This is a genomic window from Thermosynechococcus sp. FA-CM-4201 (assembly GCF_054689355.1).
Genome location: NZ_CP079920.1, coordinates 444,035 through 470,296 on the forward strand (window position 1 = coordinate 444,035; position 26,262 = coordinate 470,296).

23 protein-coding genes are annotated in these 26,262 nt (G+C 54.1%); 13 read left to right on the top strand and 10 right to left on the bottom strand.

What is annotated here, in order from left to right:
• The first annotated feature begins 240 nt into the window (after positions 1 to 240).
• Positions 241 to 474 (top strand): DUF7219 family protein, encoded by a 234-nt coding sequence (locus KV190_RS02130; RefSeq protein ID WP_460194401.1) that lies wholly within the window; start codon positions 241 to 243, stop codon positions 472 to 474.
• Here KV190_RS02130 and aroB read toward each other — a convergent pair.
• From aroB to KV190_RS02150, 4 genes are all read right to left on the bottom strand, one after another.
• A complete protein-coding gene (gene aroB, locus KV190_RS02135; protein WP_460194402.1) occupies positions 471 to 1,577 on the bottom strand; it encodes a 3-dehydroquinate synthase in 1,107 nt (368 codons plus the stop codon). The two genes, KV190_RS02130 and aroB, sit on opposite strands and share 4 nt — an antisense overlap.
• A gap of 35 nt (positions 1,578 to 1,612) precedes the next feature.
• Positions 1,613 to 2,878, bottom strand: a complete 1,266-nt coding sequence (locus KV190_RS02140) for an AmpG family muropeptide MFS transporter (RefSeq protein ID WP_460194403.1) — start codon at positions 2,876 to 2,878, stop codon at positions 1,613 to 1,615.
• Between the two features lie 56 nt (positions 2,879 to 2,934).
• On the bottom strand, positions 2,935 to 5,535 hold the full coding sequence (locus KV190_RS02145) for a glycogen/starch/alpha-glucan phosphorylase (RefSeq protein ID WP_460194404.1): 2,601 nt from the start codon (positions 5,533 to 5,535) through the stop codon (positions 2,935 to 2,937).
• 175 nt (positions 5,536 to 5,710) lie between these two features.
• A complete protein-coding gene (locus KV190_RS02150; protein ID WP_460194405.1) occupies positions 5,711 to 6,142 on the bottom strand; it encodes a hypothetical protein in 432 nt (143 codons plus the stop codon).
• 116 nt (positions 6,143 to 6,258) lie between these two features.
• Between KV190_RS02150 and murA the strand changes: the two genes are divergently transcribed.
• Entirely contained in the window at positions 6,259 to 7,578 is a 1,320-nt protein-coding gene (gene murA, locus KV190_RS02155; protein ID WP_460194406.1) for a UDP-N-acetylglucosamine 1-carboxyvinyltransferase, read from the top strand.
• Here the strand turns inward: murA and KV190_RS02160 are convergent.
• Genes KV190_RS02160 through KV190_RS02175 form a run of 4 tightly spaced genes read right to left on the bottom strand, consistent with a single transcriptional unit; the run spans position 7,534 to position 12,474 of the window.
• A complete protein-coding gene (locus tag KV190_RS02160; protein WP_460194407.1) occupies positions 7,534 to 8,109 on the bottom strand; it encodes a hypothetical protein in 576 nt (191 codons plus the stop codon). The two genes, murA and KV190_RS02160, sit on opposite strands and share 45 nt — an antisense overlap.
• Positions 8,106 to 8,735, bottom strand: a complete 630-nt coding sequence (locus KV190_RS02165) for a class I SAM-dependent methyltransferase (protein WP_460194408.1) — start codon at positions 8,733 to 8,735, stop codon at positions 8,106 to 8,108. Before KV190_RS02165 ends, KV190_RS02160 begins: the two co-directional genes overlap by 4 nt.
• Positions 8,732 to 10,540 carry a proline--tRNA ligase gene (locus KV190_RS02170; protein WP_460194409.1) on the bottom strand — a complete coding sequence of 603 codons (1,809 nt, stop codon included), beginning with the start codon at positions 10,538 to 10,540 and terminating at the stop codon, positions 8,732 to 8,734. Before KV190_RS02170 ends, KV190_RS02165 begins: the two co-directional genes overlap by 4 nt.
• Before the next feature lie 53 nt (positions 10,541 to 10,593).
• Positions 10,594 to 12,474 carry a hypothetical protein gene (locus KV190_RS02175; RefSeq protein ID WP_460194410.1) on the bottom strand — a complete coding sequence of 627 codons (1,881 nt, stop codon included), beginning with the start codon at positions 12,472 to 12,474 and terminating at the stop codon, positions 10,594 to 10,596.
• A 246-nt stretch (positions 12,475 to 12,720) separates the two neighbouring features.
• On the opposite strand from KV190_RS02175, the gene KV190_RS02180 reads away from it, so the two are divergent.
• From KV190_RS02180 to KV190_RS02200, 5 genes are all read left to right on the top strand, one after another.
• Complete coding sequence (locus tag KV190_RS02180) at positions 12,721 to 13,662, top strand: DMT family transporter (RefSeq protein ID WP_460195200.1); 942 nt, start codon at positions 12,721 to 12,723, stop codon at positions 13,660 to 13,662.
• Positions 13,663 to 13,673: 11 nt separating this feature from the next.
• Positions 13,674 to 14,501, top strand: coding sequence for a 3',5'-cyclic-AMP phosphodiesterase (gene cpdA, locus KV190_RS02185; protein WP_460194411.1), 828 nt, complete (start codon positions 13,674 to 13,676; stop codon positions 14,499 to 14,501).
• Positions 14,502 to 14,570: 69 nt separating this feature from the next.
• The gene (locus KV190_RS02190; RefSeq protein WP_460194412.1) at positions 14,571 to 16,256 is read left to right on the top strand and encodes a B12-binding domain-containing radical SAM protein; all 1,686 of its coding nucleotides are present in this window, start codon (positions 14,571 to 14,573) and stop codon (positions 16,254 to 16,256) included.
• A gap of 116 nt (positions 16,257 to 16,372) precedes the next feature.
• Positions 16,373 to 16,717 (top strand): ArsR/SmtB family transcription factor, encoded by a 345-nt coding sequence (locus tag KV190_RS02195; protein ID WP_149817764.1) that lies wholly within the window; start codon positions 16,373 to 16,375, stop codon positions 16,715 to 16,717.
• An 80-nt stretch (positions 16,718 to 16,797) separates the two neighbouring features.
• Positions 16,798 to 18,429 carry a CTP synthase gene (locus tag KV190_RS02200; protein WP_460194413.1) on the top strand — a complete coding sequence of 544 codons (1,632 nt, stop codon included), beginning with the start codon at positions 16,798 to 16,800 and terminating at the stop codon, positions 18,427 to 18,429.
• Here KV190_RS02200 and KV190_RS02205 read toward each other — a convergent pair.
• Both KV190_RS02205 and KV190_RS02210 read right to left on the bottom strand, forming a co-directional pair.
• A complete protein-coding gene (locus tag KV190_RS02205) occupies positions 18,412 to 18,672 on the bottom strand; it encodes a FeoA family protein (protein WP_460194414.1) in 261 nt (86 codons plus the stop codon). The genes KV190_RS02200 and KV190_RS02205 overlap by 18 nt on opposite strands.
• An 8-nt stretch (positions 18,673 to 18,680) precedes the next feature.
• Positions 18,681 to 20,858: a CHASE2 domain-containing protein gene (locus KV190_RS02210; RefSeq protein ID WP_460194415.1), complete on the bottom strand. Its 2,178-nt coding sequence runs from the start codon at positions 20,856 to 20,858 to the stop codon at positions 18,681 to 18,683.
• Positions 20,859 to 21,242: 384 nt separating this feature from the next.
• On the opposite strand from KV190_RS02210, the gene KV190_RS02215 reads away from it, so the two are divergent.
• The 6 genes from KV190_RS02215 to petH all read left to right on the top strand — a co-directional run bounded on the left by KV190_RS02215 (position 21,243) and on the right by petH (position 26,250).
• On the top strand, positions 21,243 to 22,283 hold the full coding sequence (locus tag KV190_RS02215; RefSeq protein ID WP_460195202.1) for a LysR substrate-binding domain-containing protein: 1,041 nt from the start codon (positions 21,243 to 21,245) through the stop codon (positions 22,281 to 22,283).
• 84 nt (positions 22,284 to 22,367) lie between these two features.
• Positions 22,368 to 22,637, top strand: a complete 270-nt coding sequence (gene rpsO, locus KV190_RS02220; protein ID WP_149821602.1) for a 30S ribosomal protein S15 — start codon at positions 22,368 to 22,370, stop codon at positions 22,635 to 22,637.
• A gap of 5 nt (positions 22,638 to 22,642) precedes the next feature.
• Positions 22,643 to 23,107 (top strand): photosystem II biosynthesis protein, encoded by a 465-nt coding sequence (locus KV190_RS02225; RefSeq protein ID WP_460194416.1) that lies wholly within the window; start codon positions 22,643 to 22,645, stop codon positions 23,105 to 23,107.
• A gap of 221 nt (positions 23,108 to 23,328) precedes the next feature.
• A complete protein-coding gene (locus tag KV190_RS02230; RefSeq protein WP_460194417.1) occupies positions 23,329 to 23,886 on the top strand; it encodes a methanogen output domain 1-containing protein in 558 nt (185 codons plus the stop codon).
• A gap of 33 nt (positions 23,887 to 23,919) precedes the next feature.
• Positions 23,920 to 24,942, top strand: coding sequence for a GGDEF domain-containing protein (locus tag KV190_RS02235; protein ID WP_460194418.1), 1,023 nt, complete (start codon positions 23,920 to 23,922; stop codon positions 24,940 to 24,942).
• 147 nt (positions 24,943 to 25,089) lie between these two features.
• Entirely contained in the window at positions 25,090 to 26,250 is a 1,161-nt protein-coding gene (gene petH / locus KV190_RS02240) for a ferredoxin--NADP reductase (RefSeq protein ID WP_460194419.1), read from the top strand.
• Positions 26,251 to 26,262: the final 12 nt, after the last annotated feature.

Here is a 26,262-nt window from a genome sequence, read left to right on the forward strand (position 1 = left end):
AGAGCATTGATATCTGGCGATCGCTAGGGATCACTCTCGTATATGTAGTGTGATAAGTCTCCTTTATTTGATCAATCAAAGTTAATAATGCTTAATCTTTTGCCCATAGTTGTTAACAAAGCCCCGTTTGCCCACCAGCGAGATCACCGTTTTGTTACAGCAGCTACGGTTATCCGAGGGGAATTGGTTAAAATGAAGTTAAGAACAGGTTAACCCCTGAGGAAAAAGGATAGGTAAGCAATGAATAAATACGAATTTTTACATCCCCATAGCCGTTACCACGGTGAGTTTACACCCGAAAACTTTTTATTTGATGCCAACTTGCAGGAGTTTGCGACCCGAGTGAGCTACATTTCCGGCCTCGAAAACAGTGGCAAGCTCTCCCCTCAGGAAGCCTATGAGCAAATTAAAAGCCTTTGGAAAGAGCTGAAAGCGAGCAAAAAAGCTTTGCTAGATACGGCACCCCCTAGCTAGGCTTGGAGGCGATGGAGCGTCTCCCGAATCAGTTCGGTCGGCACCTGATCAAAGATTTCCACATGGCCAATGGCGGTGGGGAGAATAAACCGCACCTTTTGTGCCTGAACCTTCTTGTCATGCTGGAGGAGTGTCAGCAGTCCCTCGACATCAAAGTGAGGCGGGATTGTTGTCGGTAGTTTTGCTTTGAGAATCAATGCCCGTTGGGCAGCGGCAGCTTCTGCTGACCAATACCCCAAGGCCACCGCCAGTTCGCCAGCGGCAATCATACCAATGGCCACCGCCTCGCCGTGATTCAAAAGACGATAGTTGCCCATACTTTCCAAGGCATGGCCAATGGTGTGCCCGTAATTCAGAATGGCCCGCAGACCCGCTTCCCGCTCATCCTTGCTGACCACATCCACCTTCGCTTGGCAGGAACGCTGCAGAATTTGGAGCAACTGCTCAGCAGGCAAAGCAGCCATGCGATCCAAGCGCGGCAACTGACTCAACAAATCAAACAGCTCAGCATCCCAAATCACACCGTATTTAATTACCTCTGCCATGCCAGCCCGGAATTCTCTGGGGGGCAGGGTTGCCAAAACATCGGGATCAATGACCACAAGACGGGGTTGATGAAAGGCACCAATGAGATTTTTGCCTTGGGGATGGTTCACCCCTGTTTTCCCGCCAATCGCCGCATCCACCATCGCCAAGAGACTGGTGGGAATCTGAACCACGGCAATCCCCCGCAGCCACGTCGCCGCCGCAAAGCCAGTCATGTCGCCAATGACGCCACCCCCAAGGGCAAAGAGAGTGGACCCCCGCTCTAAACGCTGACTCAGGGCAGCATCATAAATCTTTTCGACGGTTCTGAGGGTTTTGTAGCGTTCCCCTGCTGGGAGAATACAGGGGGTGACCTGCCAGCCCGCTTGGGTTAATGCCTCTTGCACATCCGTGCCGTAGTGCCGCCAAATTTGTGGATTAGAAATGATGAGGGCGGGGGCTTTCGGCGTCAAGGGCGTATATTCGGCCAACAGTGCAGGCAACTGTCGCCGTGTGTTGGCACCAATGGCAATTCGGTAGGCGTGTTCACCAAGGGGAACGGGAATCAGCGTCGTCATTGTCGGATTTGCTGGGGACATCTACTTCAGTATTTTCACTCATCACTGCCGGGGCGGGGAAAGGCTGGCTTCGCTTGCCAAGGGGCAAAAAACGGCAGGAGGAGAAGTGCGGGTAAGGCAGCGCCAATTGTAAAGAGAAAAAAGAGCGGCCACCCCATGATTTCTGCCGCTTTGCCCGCAGGGGCTGCGAGGATATCCCGACTAAAGGCAAACAGACTGGAGAGGAGGGCATACTGTGTTGCACTAAATTGGGGGTTGCAGAGGCTCATTAAAAGCGCCGTCAGAGCAGCGATCGCCAGCCCCGCACAGAAGTTATCGATACTAATGGCGGCCACCATCACCGTTGGATTGGCACCAGCATTGGCCAAAACAAAGTAGGAGATATTGCTGGAGGCTTGCAATCCCCCCATGATCCACAGGGCACGGTGAATACCGATTTGACTGATGGCCGCCCCGCCGGCAAGGGCACCAACAATGGTGGCAATCAGCCCCACTCCCCCTTGTACTGCACCAATTTGGGTTTGGCTAAAGCCCTGCTGCAACAGAAAAGGGGTCATCATGTTCCCTGTGAGAGCATCCCCCAAGCGGTAGAGGCAGATAAAAACCAGAATAATCAGCCCCGTTCCCCAACCGTAACGCTGGAAAAAATCAAGAAAGGGGCGAATCACTGCTTGTGCCAATGAAGGAGGAGACGGGGGATGGACTTCGGGTTCCGGTGCCCAAAGGGTCGTGATCATGCCCACGAGCATCAGCAGCGCCATCAGGACGTAAACCACGGGCCAAGGCAGTTGATCGGCAAGGATCAGGGCTAGGGAACCCGTGACCAAGAGGGCAATGCGATAGCCAAGGACGTAAATGCCCGCCCCCGCCCCCATTTCAAGGGGTTCTAGGACATCGGCACGGTAGGCATCCACGGCAATATCTTGACTGGCGCTCAAGAAGGCAATGGCGAAAGCATTCACCGCCAACAGCCGTAGGCTCGTACTCGGATCCTGTACCGCCATGAGGGCGATCGCTCCCAAGAGGAGCACCTGAATCAGCAGTAACCAGCCCCGCCGCCGTCCCAAAAAAGGAATCGTATAGCGATCCAGCAAGGGGGACCAGAGAAACTTCAGTGAGTAGGGCAACCCCACGAGGCTAAAGAGGCCAATGGCGGTCAAGTCAATGCCCTCAACGGTCATCCATGCTTGCAGTGTTCGGCTGGTGAGAAACAGGGGCAACCCTGACGAGAACCCCAAAAAGAGCAATGCCGCCATTTTGCGACTTTGAAAAACCCGTAGAGCTGCGCCGATTCCCGCCATTCATTTTGTTCCACCGCTTGAAACTTGCCCTAGTTTAGAGCAAAAAGGGCGGTCACCTAAAGACTACTAGCTTGACTGATGCGGCTGGGGCGAAAGGCAGGCCGACACGTGTCCAAGGAAACGGGGACAGGTTCAACGTGCCAGATGTCTTTGCAGTACTCAGCAATCGTGCGATCGCTGGAGAATTTGCCCATGCGCGCCACATTGAGAATCGACATCTGTGTCCAGTGAGCTTTGTCACGAAAAGCTTGCGCTGCCCGTTGTTGACAGTCCACGTAGGATTGGTAGTCCGCCAGGAGCATGTATTGATCCTCGTTGAGCAGAGAACTGACAATCGGCTCAAATAGCCCCGGCTCACGCGGATTGAAGTAGTCGGAAATCAGGCTGTCAATCACCTTCTTGAGCATGGGGTTGCTGTTGTAGTACTCGCGGGGATTGTAGCCCTCAGCCTTCAGGCTCATCACCTCTTGCGCCGTCAGACCAAAGAGGAAGAAGTTCTCTGCCCCCACCTCTTGGCGGATTTCCACATTTGCGCCATCTAGTGTCCCAATCGTCAGGGCACCATTGAGGGCAAACTTCATATTCCCAGTGCCAGAGGCCTCTTTGCCAGCGGTGGAGATCTGCTCCGAGAGATCGGCGGCGGGATAGGCCATTTCGCCAAGGGAGACTGAGTAGTTGCTGAGGAACACTACTTTGAGGCGGCCATTCACATCACTGTCGTGGTTGACCATATCCCCCACAGAATTGATCAGTTTGATGATCATCTTGGCCATGAAGTAGCCGGGGGCTGCCTTGCCGCCAAAAATAAATGTGCGCGGCTGAATGTCAATGTTGGGGTTGGCCTTGATTTGCTCGTAGAGGGTAATGATGTGGAGCACCGCCAAGTGCTGCCGTTTATACTCGTGGATGCGCTTAATTTGAATGTCAAAGAGGGAATAGGGATCCACCTCGATTTGGTTGTTTCGCCAGATGTACTCCGCTAGGCGCTCTTTGTTGGCTTGTTTGATTTGCTGCCATTTGGCCTGAAAGGCGGGGTCGTTGGCGTAGGGTTCTAGGCCGCGCAGCTCTTCAAGGTGGGTAATCCAGCGATCGCTCTTCAGCGTTTCGGTAATCAGACTGGCCAAGCGGGGATTACTCATCAATAGCCAACGGCGGGGGGTAATACCATTGGTTTTGTTCTGGAACTTGCTGGGATACATCTCGTAGAAGTCCCGCATCAGCTCCTGCTTGATCAGCTCTGTGTGCAGTTCAGCTACGCCATTCACCGTATGGCTGCCGACACAGGCCAAATGTGCCATGCGCACCTGCTTGGGATGACCTTCCTCAATGAGGGACATCCGTGCCAACCGTGCTGTGTTACCGGGGTAGCGCAGGCGAATCTCATTCAGGAAGCGGTAGTTAATCTCATAAATGATTTCCAAGTGGCGGGGGAGCAGTTGACCAAAGAGATCCACTGACCAGCGTTCGAGGGCTTCGGCTAGCAGCGTGTGGTTGGTATAGGCAAAGGTGCGCTGGGTGATGTCCCACGCTTTTTCCCATGTGAGTTGATACTCATCCACGAGTAGGCGCATCAGTTCAGCCACACCAATGGCGGGGTGGGTATCGTTAAGCTGAATGGCCACCTTATCGGGGAAAGCATCAAAGCTGGTGTGCCGCCGCAAGTAGAGACGAATAATGTCCTGCAATGAACAGGAGACAAAGAAATACTGTTGCCGCAGCCGCAATTCTTTGCCTTGGGGGGTGTTGTCGTTGGGGTAGAGAACCTTCGAGATATTCTCACTGAAGGTTTTTTCCGAGACCGCTTGGGTGTAGTCACCGGCGTTGAACACCTGAAGGTTAAAGTCCTGCGCTGCACGGGCACTCCACAGACGGAGCGTATTCACCGTATTTTTGCCATAGCCCGGAATTGGCGTGTCGTAGGGCGTGCCAAAAACCGTAGTGCTGGGGATCCAACGGACGCGGTAGTGCCCTTGGGCATCGGTGTAGGCTTCGGTGTGGCCACCAAACTTAACTTCAACGTTGTAATCGGGACGGGCAATTTCCCAAGGGTTACCAAAGCGCAGCCAGTTGTCGGGCACTTCGTGCTGCCAGCCATTGGTAATAATTTGCTCAAAAATACCAAACTCGTAGCGAATGCCGTAGCCGACAGCGGGAATTTCAAGAGTTGCAAGAGAGTCGAGGAAACAAGCCGCCAAGCGTCCTAAACCGCCATTGCCTAGCCCCGGCTCCGGTTCGCGCTCCATGAGTTCATTGAGGTCAAGGCCAAAGTCGGCCATTGCCTGTTTGGTTTGCTCGTAGAGGCCGACGTTAATCAGATTGTTCAGGAGCAGGCGACCAATGAGAAACTCTGCCGACAGGTAATAGACCACCTTGGCATCCTGCTCAAAATAGGTTTGGGCGGTTTTAATCCGCCGATGCAGCAGGCGATCGCGCACCGTGTAGGCCAATGCCATGAAGTAATCGTAGGGCGTGGCAAACATGGCATCCTTGCCCTGGATGTAGTGGAGATTATCAACAAAGGCGCGCTTCAGGGTTTGCACTGTCATCCCTGTGCGATCGCTCTCGATATACAAGTCGCAGTGTTCGTCGGTGGCGGCAGGGTTGGTGTGGGAAACTGAATTCACCGGATGACCGTTAGGAGTGGCGGAATTATTCATGCAACCTGTGGCTCTGAAGGAATCGGAAATAACTTAACTTAAGGCTAATACAGATTTGTGAAATGTACATTAGATTACCGCTGCGGGAATTTTAATAATTGATTTATCTGCCTTTACATTTTTTTAATCTTCTTTTTAATCTTCTCAAAGAGTCTGCCAAGCGCTTGGGCAATCCCTAATCAAACCAACCAATTTCCGCATCGCCAAGGTGAGAGGCATTGGGATTGGGGATGGGAATTTCATTGACAAGGGGCTTAAATCCCACATCCTCAAAGCGGTAGGGCTGAGGGGCCGTGAGTTGGCGAATGACTTCTTTGGCCTCTTCAAATTCGGCTTCTAGGGCCTGATGGCGGGTTTGGAGTTCCTGAAGCTCAGTTTCGAGGGCTTGGGCGCGATCGCGCCACGTCTGCACGTCCTGTTGCAGTTGCTCTATCTGGGTGCTCTGAGCGGTTTTCTCAGCTTCTGCGGCTGCTAAGGCTGCTTTGAGGGTGGTCAGTTCTTGCTCTAGTTCTGCCTTGGTGGGCTGGTGGCGACTCCGCTTGCTGGGCGCTTGACGCTGTTTGGCTGCCTCTTGCCGCAGTAAATCGCTGAGGTTTTGGTGTTCCATCAAATGAATGATTCAATTACTTGCACAATAACAGTCTCTCTCTTGTTGATCTTTGCATAAAATTCGCACTGATAGGATATAATCGCTTGGAATTCTTTTGGCTGTGAGAGTGAAATATGCTAACCTCGACCACAACGCCGCTGACCACAGAGCAGGCACACCTCAAGATTCAGGGGGGCTATCGGTTATCGGGTGAGGTGAGGATTAGCGGAGCCAAGAATTCAGCATTAGTTTTGATGGCGGGGGCACTCTTAGCAGCGGATACAACCATTCTCCGTGCAGTGCCTGACTTAGCAGATATTCGTCGCCTTGGGGAAATTTTACAGGCATTGGGGGTCAAGGTACAACGCCTCGGCAGTGAGGCGATCGCCATTGATGCCACGGACTTAAATACCAATGATCCCCCCTATCGCTTGGTCAGCCAACTGCGGGCGAGTTTCTTTGCCATTGGCCCTTTGGTGGCACGCTTGGGTGTTGCCCGCGTCCCCTTGCCGGGGGGGTGCGCCATTGGTGCCCGTCCAGTGGAACTGCATGTGCGTGGTCTGCAAGCCATGGGTGCCGAAGTCACCATTGATCACGGTGTTGTCACTGCGAGTGCGGCCAAACTTAAAGGAACACGGATTTATTTGGACTATCCCAGCGTCGGCGCAACGGAAACCCTGATGATGGCCGCCACCCTTGCTGAGGGGGAAACCACAATTGAGAATGCCGCCCAGGAACCCGAAGTGGTGGATTTGGCCAACTTCTGTATCGCAATGGGGGCAAAAATCTATGGCGCGGGTACCAATTCGATCACGATTGTCGGGGTCGATCGTCTCCACGGCACTGAATACGAAATTATCCCCGATCGCATCGAAGCGGGCACATTTCTCTTGGCGGCTGCTGTCACCCGCTCGGCCATTACCCTCGCACCCGTGATTCCCAGTCACCTGACTCCCGTTATCGCCAAACTTGCAGAAATGGGAGCAACGGTTGAATTTCCCGATCCCACCCGTGTCCGCTTTACCCCTGCCCAGCGCTATCGTGCCACCGACATTGAAACGCTCCCCTACCCCGGCTTTCCCACGGATATGCAGGCCTTGATGATGACATTGCTGGCCATCAGTGAGGGGAATAGTTTAGTCAGCGAAACAGTGTTTGAAAATCGCTTTGGCCATGTGGCTGAGCTGAATCGCATGGGTGCCGATATTCGCGTCAAGGGGAATCACGCCGCCATCCGAGGGGTGCCCCATCTTTCCGGTGCACCGGTCACAGGGACAGATTTACGTGCCACAGCGGCTTTAGTTGTTGCTGGACTGGCTGCCCACGGCGAAACCCACGTCTATGGCTTGCAGCACTTAGATCGGGGCTACTGGCAAATTGAAGCTAAGCTGCGGGGTTTGGGCGCACAGCTAGAGCGCTATATTCCGAATGCAGCCCCTTCTCCAGTTTTTTAGTCCGGCCTTGGGGGCAACTGCAATCTCGGTTCCTATCCCCCCTGTCCATTGCGCCATTACATTCGCCAGCACTTCAGCTACGGTGGGCGTCCAATGCTCCCATGCGCTGAGGGGTAAGGCCAATGCCCCCCAATAGGCACCAAAAAGACAGCTTAAGAGAAAACCAGCACTGGGTTGCTGCTTGATCACAATTTCATGGGCTAATTCTAAGTCCCAAGGGGCGATCGCCAAGGCATAGCGGATCATCTCCCCTCTCTCTAGAGGTACGGGCAGAGCCTCAGGTGCCCAAGCCGCCGCGAGGTATTCATGGAGTAGGGTCTGAATCTCCTGCAACCCTTTGGGGACGGCAATCAGAGGTTGATCCCATGATGCCAGCAACTGCGGAAGCTGAACGAGCCACTCCCCTTGATTGGGGGTTAACCATTGGTGGGGCAGTGTCTGGGCTAGATAGATATCCTCTTTAGCAATGCCCCATAGGAGTCCAAGGAGGGCACCGCGAAACTGCTCATAGACGCCCCCTCTGACCATCACGCCGACTGCTTTTGACCCACGACAGCATAGAAAGGATCAGTAAATCCCAACCAAGACCAGCGACGGGGCAGATGGGTTTCGATCACCTTGAGGGAGGGAATGCTGTTGATATAGGTTTGCACCAACTGCACGCGATCGCCCTCAGTACCCTCTCGCCACGCCTGAATCGCCTTCTCAAAAAACATTCGATTCGAGAAGCTGACAATGACGACCCCTTGGGGCTTGAGGATACGGGCAATTTCCGTAAAAGTGGCCTCAGGATACTGGAGGTACTGCACCGACACCGCCATCAGCACCGCATCAAAACTGGCATCCTCTAGGGGCAAGGCCAACTCTTCATTGAGATTCTGAACGAAATAACGATCCAGCCGAGGGTTGCGGGCTAGCTCCGCCGCATTCATCCCATGACCCACCACTTCCTCAAAGGATAGCTCTGGGGGTAGATGGGACACCCAACTACTCATTAAGTCCAGAACCCGCATTTGTGGCTGCAAGTATTGGCGGTAGAGATCCGTGAGGCGCGCCAGAAAGAAATCATCGACATGGGTTACAAAGCGCGGCGCCGCATAAAAGAGAGCATCACTGCGGCTATCCAATTTCGTGCGCTGTTGGGGATTGAGAATCATCGGGCTAACTGCTGAGCAATCTCCTTCTGAAGATAGCGAACAACCTCGGTTAAGGGGAGGGTGGATTTAGCCCCTGTTGCACGGATCACGAGTTCCACTTCACCATTGGCGATCGCCCGCCCCGTCACCAGCCGATAGGGAATGCCAATCAAATCAGCGTCTTTGAATTTCACCCCTGCCCGCTCATCGCGATCGTCGAGGAGCACCTCAATCCCTGCCGCCTGAAGCTGCTCGTAGAGGTCCGTGGCCACCTGCATTTGCTGTTGATCCTCAATGTTGGGCACGACAATGATCACTTGATAGGGGGCGATCGCCAGTGGCCAAATGATCCCTTGGGCATCGTGGTGCTGCTCCACCGCTGCCTGGGCCAAGCGGGAAACCCCAATGCCATAGCAGCCCATCACCAGAGGTACTTCTTCCCCCTGTTCATTGGTGTAGGTGGCCTTCATTGCCTCAGAATACTTGGTACCCAACTGGAAAATATGGCCAATTTCAATGCCCCGTGCCGTTTCGAGGTGCTGCGTTGGATCATGGCAGGCGCGATCGCCCGCTTGAGCTTTGCGAACATCGGCAACAATTGCTGGCAAAGGACAGGATTTGCCCCAATTTACCCCCACCCGATGCTGTTGATCACGATTGGCGCCGGTAATAAATCGCTTCAACTCCGTTACGGTGCGATCGGCAATGCGAATCCACTGGGGAATAATTTGGGGATCGGTTTTAATTACCGCATCTTCTAAATCAGGGCCAATGTAACCAAAAGGAATCGGGGTGGCTGCCCACTCTTGAGCTGTATTGGCATCCGCCACCCGCAGATCCAGCAATTTGGTTGCCCCGTAGTGGGGTGCAAGGGACGTGAGGGTGTTGTGCAACTTGACGCTATTCACCTCTTGATCGCCGCGAATACTCACCAACACGAGACCCACCCGCCCATTATCGAAAACCGCTCGATAGAGGACATTTTTCACAATTTGCGTCGGATGGCACTGCAAGTGCTCAACAAGGGCATCAATCGTTGCCGTATTGGGGGTATCCAGCGTCGCCACCTTTTTGTAGGTTGTCGGCACCGCATCAGGGGGCAGCGAAACGGCCTTTTCCACATTGGCCGCATATTGGCCGTCAGCCGTATAGAGCACCTCATCTTCGCCGGCGGCAGCCAGCACCATAAACTCATGGGATCCCGATCCGCCGATCGCACCCGAATCCGCCTCTACGGCTCGGAACGTCAGACCACAGCGCTGAAGAATACGGCTATAGGTGTCGTACATCACCTGATAGGTTTCCTTGAGGCTAGCCACATCGGCATGGAAGGAGTAGCCGTCCTTCATAATGAATTCCCGTCCCCGCATCAGACCAAATCGCGGGCGAATCTCATCGCGGAACTTTGTTTGAATTTGGTACAGGTGAACGGGCAACTGACGATAGGAGCGAATCAAATCCTTGGCGAGGGTGGTGATCACCTCTTCATGGGTGGGGCCTAGTCCCAACTGCCGCTCAGCGCGATCGGTGAGGGAAAACATGATCCCTTCAGCTTTGGTATAGGTGTCCCAGCGTCCTGACTCTTGCCACAGTTCAGCGGGTTGCAGTTGCGGCAGCAAACATTCCAAGGCACCACTGCGGTTCATTTCCTCACGGACAATGGCGCTGACTTTTTGCAGCACTCGCCACATCAAGGGCAGATAGCTATAGATGCCACTGGCAATCCGCCGAATATATCCCGCCCGCAGCAATAATTTGTGGCTGGGAATTTCTGCTTCCGCTGGATCATCGCGAAGCGTGACAAAAAGCATTTGCGAGAGGCGCATAGCTGGGCTACCGATACTGCACAGAGCCTCTATTTTACGATGAGCAGCGATCGCTAGGGGGTAGCCGTTGGTTCGGGGTCCGCTGCTGGCGGTTGAACTGGTGTCGGCGTAGGAGCAGCAGTGGCTTCAGGGGTGGGTGCAGGACTGGCAGGGGTCGGAGCAACGGTGGTTTCAGGAGTGGGCGTAGGCGTCGGAGATGTCTCAGGTGTCGGTGTAGGAGCAGCAGTGGCTTCAGGTGTGGGTATTGCTGGGGGAGCTGATTCTGGTTCGGTTACTGGTTCAGAAGTCCTGTCAGGAGTACTGGGGGGGCTTTCCCACCAAGCAGGCGTGGGTGCTGCCTGTTGACGTTGGCGCACGCTGAGTTCATAGTCCCATTGCCAAATGCGATTGAGGGCTTCACGGTAGAGGGCGCGATCGCGACCAATTTGCTCAGCGGTTTGAATGGCTTCCTCCAGTTTGCCTTCCCGTGCCAAGCGAATCGCTCGATCCAGAATGGGACGATCCTCAATTTCTTCCAGTTTTTCTTGCCACTCGTCGCGGTAGTTGGCCACCACAGAAGCGAGCACTGCATTGTTAGGAAAGTATTGCAGAACCCCTAGGGCGGCCTGATACTGTTTCTGTTCTGCAAGGGCGATCGCTGCATGGAGCAAGGGCTGCTCATCAATCGTACGCAGATCCCGCTGCCAAAGGGCAATCAAACCTTGTGCTTGACCTCGTTCTGGCTGACCAAGGGGCACCTGTCGAGCTTGAGCAATAGCCAAGGCATACCCCCAGCGCAGATGGGAATTGGCGAGCCACGATGCCCACTGAAGATGCTGCTGGTTGCGCAACTGCTGCTGCCATGTCTTGAGGTAGGCTTGAGCCGATTCATAGAAGGGATCCGTGGTGGGAATCTGCTGCACGCGGGCGATCGCCTCCCAGTAGCCCAAAACCGTTCCTTTCGCCGCAAGGGCTTTGGCCTGACCCAAGATCACAATCGGGCGATCGTGGTAGGACACATCGAGAGCAGGAGCAATTTTTTCAATGAGGGCTAAAGCACCCTCGCGATCGCCGGCCGCTAAGCGCTCTTCAGCGTACACAAACACTTCAGGAATCCAACGGCGAATATCCGCTTGGGCTTGGGAATAAACAACCGCCTCTCGGGGAATTTGCAGAGCCAGCATGACCGCCTCGGCCAGTTCATTGGCTGTTAACCAAGCCGCCAAATCCCGTGCCTGTACCAATTGCACCCACGCATCCTGTTCTTGGGAGATACGCACCGAGAGCTTTTGTGCCTGTTCGCGCCAGTAGTCGGTGCCCAACTGGTTCATTAGTTTCACTTGCAGTAATGCCAACCCCCAATCCTGCTGGCGCAGTGCGGCCTCCGCCGTGGCCAACAAGTTTCCCCCTTCTCCCACATTCGTTGCGGTCAGTAGTTCTTGAGCTTGGGAGTAGCTTGCTGCGGTGGTGGGGATTTTTTTCAGGAGCAGCGTTGCCAAATCAATATTGCCTTGGCTCAACTGCTGGCGAGCAATCACGAGTAGGGCGGCTGACCATTCATCCACGCGCCGCTTCGCTTGAGGAAAAAGGGGGTGATCTTCGGGCCACTGACTGACGGTTTCAATGGCTTGAGCGAGAGAGGGTAAGTTGCCGTGGAGGGCTGCTTGATCGGCACAGTAGAGGCGATCGCCATCGCTCATGACGAGGCCGGGGTGACGACAATCAGGTAAGGGGGGTAAAACCAGTAGCCAAGTACTGGCGGTCATCAGGGTTGCCCCAGAGATTAAAAAGGGGATGAGCCAAGGCCACCCCTCATATGCCATCAGTCGTTGGCGGTAGGTTTGCCAGCGGGAGGGCAGAGATTTGGTGACTGTTGTCCCCACGGGGGCGATCGCTAGCTCCGCTGACTTAGGAACCCGCCGGAACCACCGTTGCCAAACCTCTAGTGCTTTCATTATCCTGCTGCGGCTCCTCACCCACTGCCTGAAGCTTCCCTAGAATGCTAGGGAGGTCGTTAGAACTTGTTATAGCAAATCAACTTGGCAATTCCCTCCTCAAGTTGCTGTTTCCCACGGCAGGACTATAATTTAAGGATACGAATCGCAATAATCCTTAACATTTCTCCTGATTTTGCAACGCCTGTGACCGCACTCTGGCAACGCTTGATTTTAATCTCCCCCTTCTTCTTTTGGGGAACTGCCATGGTGGCCATGAAAGAGGTGATGCCCCATACCTCGCCACTATGGGTTGCTGGTGTGCGCCTTGTGCCCGCAGGCCTGTTGGTCTTAGCGGTGGCGATCGCCCTCGGTAAACCCCAACCCAATAGCTTACGGGCGTGGGGCTGGATTGGTCTTTTTGCCCTTGTGGATGGCTTTTTATTTCAGGGGTTTCTGGCCACTGGCTTAGCGAAAACGGGTGCTGGCCTTGGCTCCGTCATGATTGACTCCCAACCCCTTGCGGTGGCATTGCTCTCCCGCTGGCTATATCAAGAGCGCGTTGGCGGCTGGGGCTGGCTGGGGTTATTTCTTGGCTTAGTGGGCATTAGCGGTATTGGGCTAGGCGATGATCTCTTGACTTTGCTCCATCAACCCAGCGCATGGCAAGGTATTCCTTGGGGACAGTGGTGGCAGCGAGGTGAACTGTGGATGCTGTTGGCTGCCCTCTCGATGGCCGTGGGAACCATTCTCATGCGTCCCTTGGCACGCTATGCGGATCCCGTTGTGGCGACAGGCTGGCATATGGTCTTGGGCGGGTTGCCCCTATTGCTCTTGCCGAGCCTGAATACCCCAGCACCTTGGGCCGCCCTACAGTGGCCGGATATCCTCAATCTGGGCTATGCCACCCTCTTCGGTAGTGCCCTGTCCTACGGTGTTTTTTTCTATTTCGCCGCCAAGGGGAACCTCACCAGTCTCAGTGCCCTGACGTTTCTCACGCCAGTGTTTGCCCTCACCTTTGGGCATTGGTTCTTGGGGGAAACCCTGAGCCAAGTTCAGTTGCTAGGAGTGGGTCTGACCCTCGTGAGCATTTACATCATCAATCAACGCCAAGTGCTTGGGCGGTGGTGGCAACAACTCCCCTTACCTGCCCGCTTGCGTGAATCGGCAACGTCTGTCAGCGTTAAGGTAGCTGATCAGATTAAGTAGCCCCCATCCTGTTGAGCATCCGAGCCGCAGCGTTCCCCGACCCCAGCACGTTTATGAATCAACCCATTCACCTGATCCAGTTATCAGATCTGCATCTATTTGCCACAGATGAAGGCAGACTCCTTGGCCTGCCCACGGCTCAATCCCTAGCCGCTGTTTTAGGGGTAATTCGCCGTCATGCCCCTGATGCCCTGCTGCTGACGGGAGACTTGGCACAGGAACCCGTTGCCACTACTTACGACCGTTTGGCTACTGCCTTCGGAGACTTTACTTGTCCCGTATATTGGATTCCCGGCAACCATGATGAACCAAAGGTAATGCTGCCGGCGCTGGAACATCCGCCGCTGAGGGGCGATCGCCAGATCCATCTTGGGACTTGGCAAGGCCTGCTCCTCAGTTCCCAAGCGGATGGCAAGGTCCATGGTGAATTGCGTCCTGAAACCTTAAGCTGGCTAGAGGCAACCTTGAGTCGCACGGGCGATCGCCCCACGTTCATTGCCCTGCACCATCCCCCCTTTGAGACCGGTGCCCCTTGGCTCGACAGTAGCCGCCTACAAAACCCTGAGCACCTTTTTGCCGTATTAGATCGCCATCCGCAGGTGAAGCTCGTCCTCTTTGGTCATATCCATCAGGAATTTGCCACCGAGCGGCAAGGGGTGACGTATCTCGGCTGCCCCTCCACCTGTATCCAGTTTCTGCCTCGCGCCCCTGAATTTTCCCTTGAACCCATTGGTCCCGGTTTTCGTCATCTGTCGTTATACCCCGATGGCACCTTTAGAACCCACATTGAGCGGGTAGAAATTCCCCTCACATTGGACTTTAGTGCCAAAGGGTACTAAAACCTAGGCGATAGCCGCATTTGTAGGCTATACCTATTGAAAAGTGCGTGTAGGTAGGAGTGGTGGGCTATGAACCTCAGTCGGAGCACCGATGAGATTAAACTGGTTCCTGAGATGACCGGTGGTCGAGTCCCCTATACCCCCCGCAACCATCGCCGTATTCTCTGCATTTTCCCCCGCTACAGCCGCTCCTTTGGTACGTTTCACCACGCCTACCCCCTCATGGGGACGGTGCGCGCCTTTATGCCACCCCAGGGGATTTTGTTGGTGGCGGCCTATCTTCCCGAATCTTGGGAAGTGCGCCTGATTGATGAAAATGTACGGCCAGCAACTGATGCTGACTACGCTTGGGCTGATATTGTCATTACTAGCGGCATGCACATTCAGCGGCCACAAATTTTAGAAATCAACGACATTGCCCATCGTCACGGTAAACTTACTGCCCTCGGCGGGCCTTCGGTCTCCAGTTGTCCGGAATACTATCCCGATGTGGATATTCTCCACCTAGGGGAACTGGGGGATGCCACCGATAAAATGATTGCTTACTTTGACGAGTACGGCAGCCAGCGCCCGCCCCAACAACTGATCTTTGAAACCACCGCACGGTTACCCCTGAGTGAATTTCCTGTGCCTGCCTACCAGCACGTGCGCATGGAAAATTACTTCCTCGGCAGTGTGCAGTTTTCCAGTGGCTGTCCCTTTCGCTGTGAGTTTTGTGATATTCCCGAACTTTATGGCCGCAATCCGCGCCTGAAAACGCCGCAGCAAATCCTCAAGGAACTGGATACAATGCTGGCTTCTGGGAATCCGGGGGCGGTCTATTTCGTTGATGATAACTTTATTGGCAATCGCCGCGCCGTAACCGAACTGCTACCGCACCTCATTGACTGGCAAAAGGCCAATGGCTATCCGCTGCAATTTGCCTGCGAAGCGACTCTGAACATTGCCCAAAGCCCAAAACTCCTAGAAATGATGCGGGAAGCCTATTTCTGTACGATTTTCTGTGGCATTGAAACCCCGGAACCTGAAGCGCTCCACGCCATCCACAAGGATCAAAACCTCAGTATGCCGATTTTGCAGGCGGTGCAAACCCTCAATCGTTACGGCATGGAAGTGGTTTCTGGGATCATTATTGGTTTTGATACCGATACCCCACAAACGGGCGATCGCATTCTTGAGTTTATTCGCGCTTCCCACATTCCGACATTGACGATTAACCTGCTGCACGCCCTACCCCGTACCCCCCTCTGGCGTCGGCTGGAAGCGGAAGGCCGCCTCAACCATGACGAAAACCGCGAATCCAATGTTGAGTTCCTCATGCCCTACGAAGAAGTAGTGGAAATGTGGCGCCGCACCATCACCACCGCCTATGAACCGGAGTTTCTCTACGAGCGGTTTGCCTATCAAATGGAACACACCTATCCCAACCGCATTGCGGTGCCGAATAGCCCAGCTCGCCTCAGCCGCGAAAATATCCTGCGGGGACTGCGGATCATGAAAAATCTCCTCTGGCACGTGGGGCTTTGGGGGAGCTACCGCAAGACGTTCTGGAAGCTGGCAGGGCCTGCCCTGAAAAAAGGCCAAATTGAACAAGTGATCCACGTGGGTGTGGTCGGGCATCATCTGATTAACTTTGCCCAAGAATGTGCCCGTGGTGATGAGGCAGCGTCCTTCTACGCCCAACGGCTACGGCAAAACAACACAACCGCCACCTCACCTAAATCTGCCATCAAGTTACCAGTGAAGCTGCGCTAACGCTCCTCGTAGCATTCCCATTCCTGGGGTGAGCTGCTTTATTTACTGTACAGTCATATAATAGAATTACTAAGTTAAGTTATCTTGATCTCTGTCTCTAGTGTGCGATATCCCCTATGGTTGACCTCCCCTCCCCTGACTTGCTCACCCACGTTGCCGAGTATTTCAAAGTGCTGTCGGAACCGAGTCGCCTGCAAGTGCTCTGTGCCCTAAAACAGGGACGGCGCAATGTCTCGGAGATTATTCAGGAGACGGGGTTGGGGCAGGCCAATGTCTCAAAGCACCTGAAAACCCTTGCTCAGGCGGGTCTGGTGCGGCGACAACCCCAAGGGGTGACCGTCTATTATGAAATTGCTGACCCGACAATCTTTCCGCTGTGTGATCTGGTGTGCCAGCGGCTGAGGCAGCGGATTGAGGAACAATCCCAAGTCGTCAAGGAATTGGTGCACAATTTCTCCTAGGCGCCATGCCCCAATATGCGAGAATAGGTGCGTAGGTTTTGATGAGTATGGCCTCTGCGGCTTAGCACTAGCATTCAGCAATGACGAAATATGTTTTTGTGACTGGCGGTGTTGTCTCCAGTATTGGGAAAGGAATTGTCGCCGCTAGTCTAGGGCGCCTCTTGAAATCGCGGCAGTATTCCGTGTCAATTCTCAAGCTTGATCCCTACATCAATGTGGATCCGGGCACGATGAGTCCCTTCCAGCACGGGGAAGTGTTTGTGACCGACGATGGTGCTGAAACGGATTTGGACTTGGGGCACTACGAACGCTTTACGGATACCCCCATGTCCCGCCTCAATAGCGTCACCACGGGATCCATTTACCAGGCCGTGATTAACAAAGAGCGACGCGGTGACTATATGGGGGGAACGGTGCAGGTCATCCCCCACATTACGAATGAGATTAAAGAACGCATTTTGCGGGTGGCGAAGGACAAAAACCCCGATGTGGTGATTATTGAAATTGGGGGAACCGTTGGCGATATTGAGTCGCTGCCCTTTCTAGAGGCCATCCGCCAGTTTCGCACGGAAGTGGGGCGGCACCATGTGCTGTTTATGCATGTCACCTTGGTGCCTTGGATTCCCTCGGCAGGGGAGATGAAAACAAAACCCACCCAGCACTCAGTGAAGGAGTTGCGCTCCATTGGGATTCAGCCGGATATTCTGATCTGTCGTTGCGATCGCCCCCTTGTTCCCGGCATCAAGGAAAAGCTCTCCCAATTTTGTGATGTCCCTGTGGAATGCGTCATTCCCTCGCCGGATGCCAAAAGTATTTATGAAGTGCCCCTGCTGCTTGAGCGCGAAGGGTTAGCCACCCAAGTTTTGAGTCTTTTGAACTTGGAGCAACGGCAACCGGATCTCAGTCAGTGGCAAGCCCTTGTGGAGCGGCTCTACCGTTCCCATACGCCCCTAGAGGTGGCGATCGTTGGCAAATATGTCCGCCTCAGCGATGCCTATCTTTCGGTGGTGGAAGCCCTGCGGCACTCGGCGATCGCCCTTGATCAGGAACTGCGTATCCGCTGGGTCAACTCCGAAGAAATCGTTGAAAACGGTGTGGAAAATGCCCTTAGCAATGTCGCGGCCATCGTTGTGCCGGGGGGCTTTGGTATTCGCGGCGTCGAAGGCAAAATTGCAGCCATTCAGTACGCCCGGGAGCAGAGAATTCCCTTTTTGGGGCTGTGCTTGGGGATGCAGTGCGCGGTGATTGAGTGGGCACGCCACATTGCGGGCTTAGAAAATGCCAACAGTGCTGAGTTTGATGCCAATACCCCCCATCCCGTGATTCACCTCTTGCCCGAACAGCAGGACATTGTTGATTTGGGGGGAACAATGCGCTTGGGCCTGTATGCCTGCCGCCTAGCCCCCAATTCCCTTGCCGAAAAGCTCTACGGCGAAACGGTCATCTACGAGCGGCACCGCCACCGCTACGAGTTTAACAATGCCTATCGCAGCCTTTTTTTGGAAACGGGCTATCAAATTACGGGCACCTCTCCTGATGGCCGCTTAGTAGAAATTATCGAGTATCCGGCTCACCCCTTCTTTATTGCGGTGCAGTTTCACCCCGAGTTTCGTTCCCGTCCCAATGCGCCTCATCCTCTCTTTTACGGTTTGCTGGCAGCAGCAGCCAAGGATTCTAACCGTGAGGATGCGCAGTTAGTACCCACTCTCTAAATTTCGCAGCGGTTCCACAAGGATGGTGCTAGCATCCGTTGCCCGTATGGCCACATCAGTCAGGGCACCCACCCGTACGGCCAAGGTTTGACTGAAGGGGGCACGACGCAAGAGGGTAACGGTTTGGCCGGCCGTCAATCCCACGGCGGCAAGGCGGCGTTGCCAAGCGGGGGTTCCCTCAATGGCAGTGATCCGCGCCGAAGTACCAAGGGGGAGGTCAGAGAGCAACACAGAACGATTCACAAAATGATTCACGAGACGGGTGCAGCAGGCGTCGCTAAGCGCCGAACCTCTTGCAGGGCTTCCTTGGCTGAGGGATAGCGATCGCTAAAGTTAAATTTCACCATCTTATTGAGCACTGCCGCTAGACCTTCACTCACTGTGACACACTGCTGCCAATCGACTTCACCCGTGCGCGGATCTCGCGGTAGATCGCGGGGTTTAATACCCGTTAAAGCTTGCAGCACGATCATGCCCACGGCGTAAATATCACTGCTGAGGGTGGGCTGACCAGAGAGCTGCTCTGGCGGAGCATAACCCATCGTACCAATGACCACGGTGCTCCCTTGGGTCTTCTCCACTTCTTGGGGTTGAATTTGCTTCACGGCCCCAAAGTCAATCAGGACTAGCTTGCGATCGCTGGCACGGCGAATAATATTATCCGGCTTAATATCACGGTGAATCACATAGTGACTGTGGACAAAACTCAGTACTTCCAAGATTTCCCGTAGGAGTTGGATCGCTTCGGCTTCTGTGTGTTTGCGTTTCAGTTCCTCACTCAGGGAAGCACCATCAATGAACTCCTGCACCAGATAGAACTCCTGATTTTCCTCAACATAGGCCAGCAAGAGGGGAATTTGATCATGGCGTCCTAGCTTTTCAAGGATTTCTGCTTCGGTATTAAAGAGTCGCCGTGCCACCTGCATAAAGCGCTCATCGGTGCGTCCCGGTCGCAGATGCTTGACGACACAGAGGGGGTTCCCCGGCCGCTGGGTATCCTGAGCCAAATAGGTGCGGCCAAAGCCCCCTGAACCCAAGACTTTTTGGATTTTGTAGCGACCACTGAGGAGGGAACGGGGTTTGCCGGTAATTTCTGTGGGTTCTCGCAGGGCTGCATTGAGGGCTGCTGTATCCTCGGCCATCAGCGATCGCAACAGCGCCAAGGCTTTTTCCTGTTCCTGCACTTTTTCTTGGAAGGATTTTTGCTCCTGCTGCGCCTGATAGCTGACGTAGCCCACCATACCCACACTGCTGAGCACTAGGGCGATCGCCGGCGGCACCACGGGAATCCAGCCACTCCCCATGACAAAAATGCCAAAGCCACCACCAAAAAGGACAATTAGCCCCCCCACTACCGCACCCCCCAACCACAGGGGTTGCCGCAACCACCAGCCAAGGACACTGCCCACCCCGGCCCACAGCAGAATCCAGCCGAGCACCACTGGCAGCGGCCAATACCAAATGGGACCTTCCCCGTCGAGGGCCGCACTCAGGAATTGACTGACCATCTGGCCATGGACAATCACCCCCGGCATTTGCTGCGTCACGGCATCACTACCGCTATAGGGGGTGAGGAAAATATCCTTGATGCTCGGGGCAGAGACACCAATCAAAACCACGCGATCGCGAATCAGGTCTTCGCTCACTCGTCCGGTCAGTACATCCGTTAGGGACACCGTTGGCCCCACTGCGTTGCGTGAGCGGTACTTCAGCAGGGTTTGCATGCCGCGATCGTCCACCCCCACATAGCCACCGGCATCACTGGTGAGCAGGGGAAAATGCACATCATTCAGCGTCAACCCCTTGTCATCGAGTTTGATCGTCTGAGTGGGATCCTGATCGAGGTAGCGCAGTGCCAGCATCAGGGCAAAGGAAAAGGGCGTTGTACACCGCTGCGCCTTGGGATTGCTGATCACAAACAGATTGCGGCGAATGACACCATCGTTATCGAGGGGAATATCGGCAAAGCCCACCCGCTCTGGCACCTGTGCTGTGGGAATACTGGGTGGTGGCGGCACTTCGGGTTGCTCCGCTGTTTCGCCCGTTGATTTGCACACTGGAATAATGCGCGGGTTAATGCGAATCATGTTTTGCAGCTCAGCATGGCCGGGGGGCTGGGGCAAATCACGGAAAATATCCAAGCCAATGGCACGCGGGCTAGCGGCATTGAGGCGGGTGAGGAGATCGGCAACGGTAGCATCCGGCAGCGGCCACGTTTTTTGGGCTTGAATGTCCTGCTCCGTCACCAGCACTGTCAGGATACGCGAATCAGGGTCACGGGCAGGTTGCGATCGCACATAGAAGTCATACAAACTCAGTTCCGACGGCTGAAGCAGTCCCAGTTGGCGCACACCGATCACCACAGCGGCGACTCCCAGTGTGGTGGCAACAACCGGCATCGGCAGCCATTTTGGCCAAGGGTAGGGCACGATTTCAACTCCTCGCGCAATTGTGCAGCGGCTCCCCGAGAGCATCGCTAGACCGATTTTAGCGAACCGCCATCTTCCCTTTCCGCTGCTGCTAGGGGATGAGCAACGGGATAGGGGTCAAGAAGCGGCAAATTAGAGGCAAATATTCCTTTGATGCTAGATGGGCGATCGCTCGTTCCCCAGCGCAATAATGTAACAATATGTAAAAAAGTCAGCGATCGCGCGGGGGAAACCCAACCCTTACAATAGGTTTCAGACGTGCTATTTTGCGTCACTGGCACGCCGAACTCAGCTTTCTTGTGCGGGGATAGATATCAATTGGGCATGATTCCTGATAAGTTCAGAAAAACGCCTCTTAGTGGCACGCCGATGGCCTCAATGCCTATGTCCGAACTGCCCTTTTCCCTTGATCAATTGCGAATCCTGAAGGCGATCGCCCTCGAAGGAAGCTTTAAGCGAGCTGCTGACAGCCTCTACGTCTCCCAACCCGCAGTGAGTTTACAGGTGCAAAACCTAGAGCGGCAACTGGATGTTCCCCTATTTGACCGTGGGGGACGCCGCGCCCAACTCACTGAAGCCGGACAACTCCTACTGGCCTACGGCGATCAAATTCTCTCCCTGTGTCATGAAGCCTGCCGTGCCATCGAAGACCTGCAAAAATTGCAAGGGGGCACCCTGATCATTGGGGCCAGCCAAACCACCGGCACCTACCTGATGCCCCGCATGATTGGGCTATTTCGCAGTAAATATCCCGAAGTCGCTGTTCAACTCCATGTGCATTCCACCCGTCGCACCTGCTGGAGCTTGGTCAACGGTCAAATTGATCTGGCGATTATTGGCGGCGAAGTCCCCTCAGAACTGAGTGAGCAAATTACCGTCACCCCCTATGCGGAGGATGAACTGGCACTGGTCTTACCCGTGGATCATCCCTTGGCTAGTGCCGAAACCCTAACCAAAGAAGACTTGTATAAGCTAGGCTTTATTGCCCTCGATGCCCAATCCACGATTCGCAAGGTGATTGATCAAGTACTGCAACGCGCCAACATTGACCCCCGCCGCCTCAAGGTAGAGATGGAGTTAAATTCCATCGAGGCGATTAAAAACGCCGTGCAGTCGGGCTTGGGGGCTGCCTTTGTCTCCATTTCCGCCATTGAGAAGGAGTTACAACTGGGGAGCCTACGCCGCATCAGTATCGAAAATGTGGTGGTGAAGCGCACCCTATCGCTGATTACCAATCCCAATCGCTACCGATCGCGGGCAGCCGAGGTCTTCTGCCGTGAAATTCTCACCCAATTTGCCACCTTTGCCATTGATACAGAACTGACAACGGCCAAACCCCCCATCTCCGATAGTGAAAAACCCCTTAAGGAACTGCTGACGATCGCCCCTATTGAGGAAAACAGCACCAATGTCAGCAATTCTTAGGGCAGAATGGTCGCGCTCAGGAGAGTTTATTATTTCAAAAGATCGGAGTATGATAATAGATCGCGCTGTTCATAACGAATGACCATGGCCCTGCAACACGACGTTAAACAAGAAATCATCAACACCTACCAGATCCACGGTACGGATACTGGCTCTGCGGATGTCCAAGTTGCCATCCTCACGGAGCGGATCAAGCAGCTTTCCGAGCACCTCAAGGCGAATAAAAAAGATCACGCCTCTCGCCGAGGACTGCTGAAAATTATTGGCCGTCGCAAGCGGCTATTGGCCTATATCCATCGCCACGATGCCCAGCGCTATCGCCAACTCATTGAACGTCTAGGAATTCGGGGTTAAAGACAATGGCAAAACGGTCGGATCTGCCTTTTGAGCCTAAAAAGAAAAAAGGAGCAACCAAGTCTGCCAAAGCTCCTGCCGCCGCAGCCGTCCGTTCTAATGCCCCAAAATCCCCAGCCAAGCCAGCCAAAAAAAGTACAGGCATTCCAGAAATTGTCAGCCAACGCATGGTGACGCGGATGGCGATCTTTTGTGGTACCCCCACGCTTTTGGGATTGATGACCTTTCCCCTCAGCTATTTCATTGTCCATGAGGGCTGGTTTAAGTTGCCCAATGTGGCCGTTGTCATTGCTAGTCTCGGTCTTTTTGGCCTTGGGGCGCTGGGGCTGAGCTATGGGATTCTTTCTGCCTCTTGGGATGAGCACGAGCAGGGAAGTTGGCTCGGCTGGCAAGAGTTCCGCACCAATTTTGGTCGTGTGGTTGAGAGTTGGCAGGCCTATCAAGCCCAGCGATCGCAAAACGCCGAATAAGCGCGATCGTTGAGACACGTACGCTTCTCTCATCAATAAAATGTAAAGAATTCTTTACGGATTCTTATCATTCTTTGTCGCTTATCTACCATAGAGTCATATAGTTACACCCTTTCAGCCACACCTTAAAAGGGCTTCATGGCAACATCCAGTGCTCTAAGCATGACCAACGGCAAAGGGTGCTCCAGTCGCTCAAACCCTGTTCCCCTAGGACAACCCCTATGACAGCAACCGAAATGTTCCCAGTTGAGACTCGCCCAAACGTGGGAGATCTGCCCATTGGCCTACAGTCCGCTAGCTTTCTGCAAAATTTGCTGGGATTAGTGGCAGAAACCCTCGAAGATGTGGTGGGGCTAGATGATGCCTCGGGGTTTATCGCCCTTGTGGGACAGCAAATGGGCAATCAGATCAATGAGCTTTACACCCAAGCCCTCGGCGATCGCCCCCTTGATGCCAAGACCGTTGCCCAAATTCTTCTGGATCTCAAAAATCGCATTGAAGGGGGATTTTTCCTGATTGAGCAGGATGAGGAACGGATTATTTTAGGAAATCAGCGTTGCCCCCTTGGCAGTGGCGTGGTGGGTCATCCCTCGTTGTGCATGATGACCTCGAATGTGTTTGGCGTGATTGTGGCGCACCATTTAGGCTATGCCAAGGTCTGTATTGAAGCGGCGATCGCCAATGGGGATCAAGGCTGCCGCGTGGTGATCTATACCCAACCCAGTGCTGCTGCTGAAGCCGCCAAGGGGCGAGAGTATTATCGTATTGAGCCAGTCTAAGCCAGCCAAGTCCTTCATTCCAGCGGGGTCAAAATGAGCGACTTTACACTCGATGTTGGCGCATGGATTGATCTGTTACCAGAGCCAACGCTGGTCATGAATGCCCAGGGTACCATTGTGGCTATTAACCCCAGTGGCCGTGAATTTTTTGGCAGCAGTGTGCTCGATCGCAACCTTAGGGAACTGGTGGCCACTCCCCCAGAGAAACTCAATAAATGGCTGCCCCTCTGGCAACAGGCCACGCAAATGGTGCCCGGCACTCTCCGCAGCCACCAAGGCCAAAAAATTGAAGTGGAAGCCGTGGGTATCCACCGTTGCCAGCCCCCCTTGATTCTGCTGCGCCTCTTTCGCCAACCTCGGTTTCTACGGCAGTTTATCGTCCAGCGACAACAGTTTCAGCAGTTGCAACAGCAGATGGCGCGGCAAACGGCTTTGATTGTGGAGCTACAGCAGCGGCAAAAACAACTAGAGGCGGAAAATCGCCACCTACAGGGGGTCTCACAGCAAGATAGCCTGACCAAATTGGCAAATCGCCGTGCCTTTGAAGCCTGTCTGCGCTCAGCTTGGCGGGAATCGGCCACCACCCATACCCCCTTTGCCATTGCCCTGCTGGATATTGACCACTTCAAGCGCTATAACGACACCTATGGCCATCTGGCGGGCGATCGCGCTCTGCAACGGGTTGCCCATGCCATTAAATCCCAAGTGCGGGAAGCTGATCTCGTGGCTCGCTATGGCGGTGAAGAGTTTATTCTCTTGCTGCGCCACACCCACCATGACGTTGCCATTTGCGTTTTAGAGCGGATTTTTAACTACATTCGCAGCCTCGGGATTCCCCATGCCAGTTCGCCCGTGCAACCCTACCTCACCGTCAGTGCCGGCATTTGCATTGTGACCGCCACCCTTAGGGACTGTCCAATGGCGGAGTTGGTGGCGACTGCTGATGCTGCTTTGTACGAGGCCAAACGCTCAGGGCGCGATCGCTATGTCTTGCAAACCTATGCTTGGCTGAGTGCGCCTGTCTCTTCCAGTCAAGAAATTCAGCCCTACCCCTAGAGAAAGCCCCTCTAGCTGCCTCTGCTAGATATAATGTGGGTGGCCAAAGCACGGCAATCCCGTAGCTAAAACGTGAGAGTTGATCGCGGTTGGGACGTTGTGTTGCAGAATGTAAAGCTGAGTTAATTTTTGGAGATCGTGTAGCCCATGTACAATGCGACGAATTCTGGCAGTCGGATGTTTCGCTATGAAGTGGTGGGACTGCGACAAAATGCCGAAACCGATAAAACCGACTATGCCATCCGCAACAGTGGCAGTCAATTTTTCAACGTTCCCTATGACCGCATGAATCAGTTTATGCAGCAGATTACCCGGTGGGGGGGCAAAATTGTCAGCATTCAACCCCTCGATGGTACGGCTGCGCCCTTGGCTGCCACCACGGAACCCGCATCCAATAATGGTGCTGCTCCGGTTAAAGAAAAGAAAGTTGATATTCCCGTCAATATCTATCGTCCCAACAATCCCTGCATTGGTAAGGTCATTTCCAATGAAGAGTTAGTGCGTGAAGGGGGCGAGGGAACCGTCAAGCACATCATCTTTGACATTTCTGGTACTGAGTTGCGCTATCTCGAAGGCCAAAGTATTGGCATTATTCCTGCGGGTACTGACGCCAACGGCAAACCCCACAAGCTGCGCCTCTACTCCATTGCCTCGACCCGCCACGGTGACTTTCAAGATGATAAAACCGTCTCTCTGTGTGTGCGGCGCCTAGAGTACAAGGACAAAGAGACAGGGGAAACCATCTATGGCGTGTGTTCCTCCTACCTGAACCAACTGCAACCCGGCGACGAGGTGAAAATCACAGGGCCAGTGGGTAAAGAAATGCTCCTGCCCGATGACCCCGAAGCTACGATCATTATGCTGGCAACAGGAACGGGGATTGCCCCCTTCCGGGCCTTTTTGTGGCGCATGTTCAAGGAAAATAACCCCGATTATCAATTCAAGGGGCTGGCATGGCTCTTCTTTGGCGTTGCCTATACTGCGAATATCCTCTACAAGGATGAGTTAGAGGAACTACAGGCCAAGTATCCCGATCACTTCCGCCTCACCTATGCCATCAGCCGTGAGCAAAAAACTCCTGACGGCGGCAAGATGTACATCCAAGGTCGCATTGCTGAGCATGCGGATGAAATCTGGCAACTCCTCCAGAAGAAAAACACCCATGTCTATATGTGTGGTCTGAAGGGGATGGAGCCGGGGATTGATGAGGCAATGACAGCAGCGGCAGCCAAAAATGGTGCCGATTGGCAAGAGTTCCTCAAGGGCACGCTCAAAAAAGAAGGCCGTTGGCACGTGGAAACCTACTAGGGAGATCAGTTG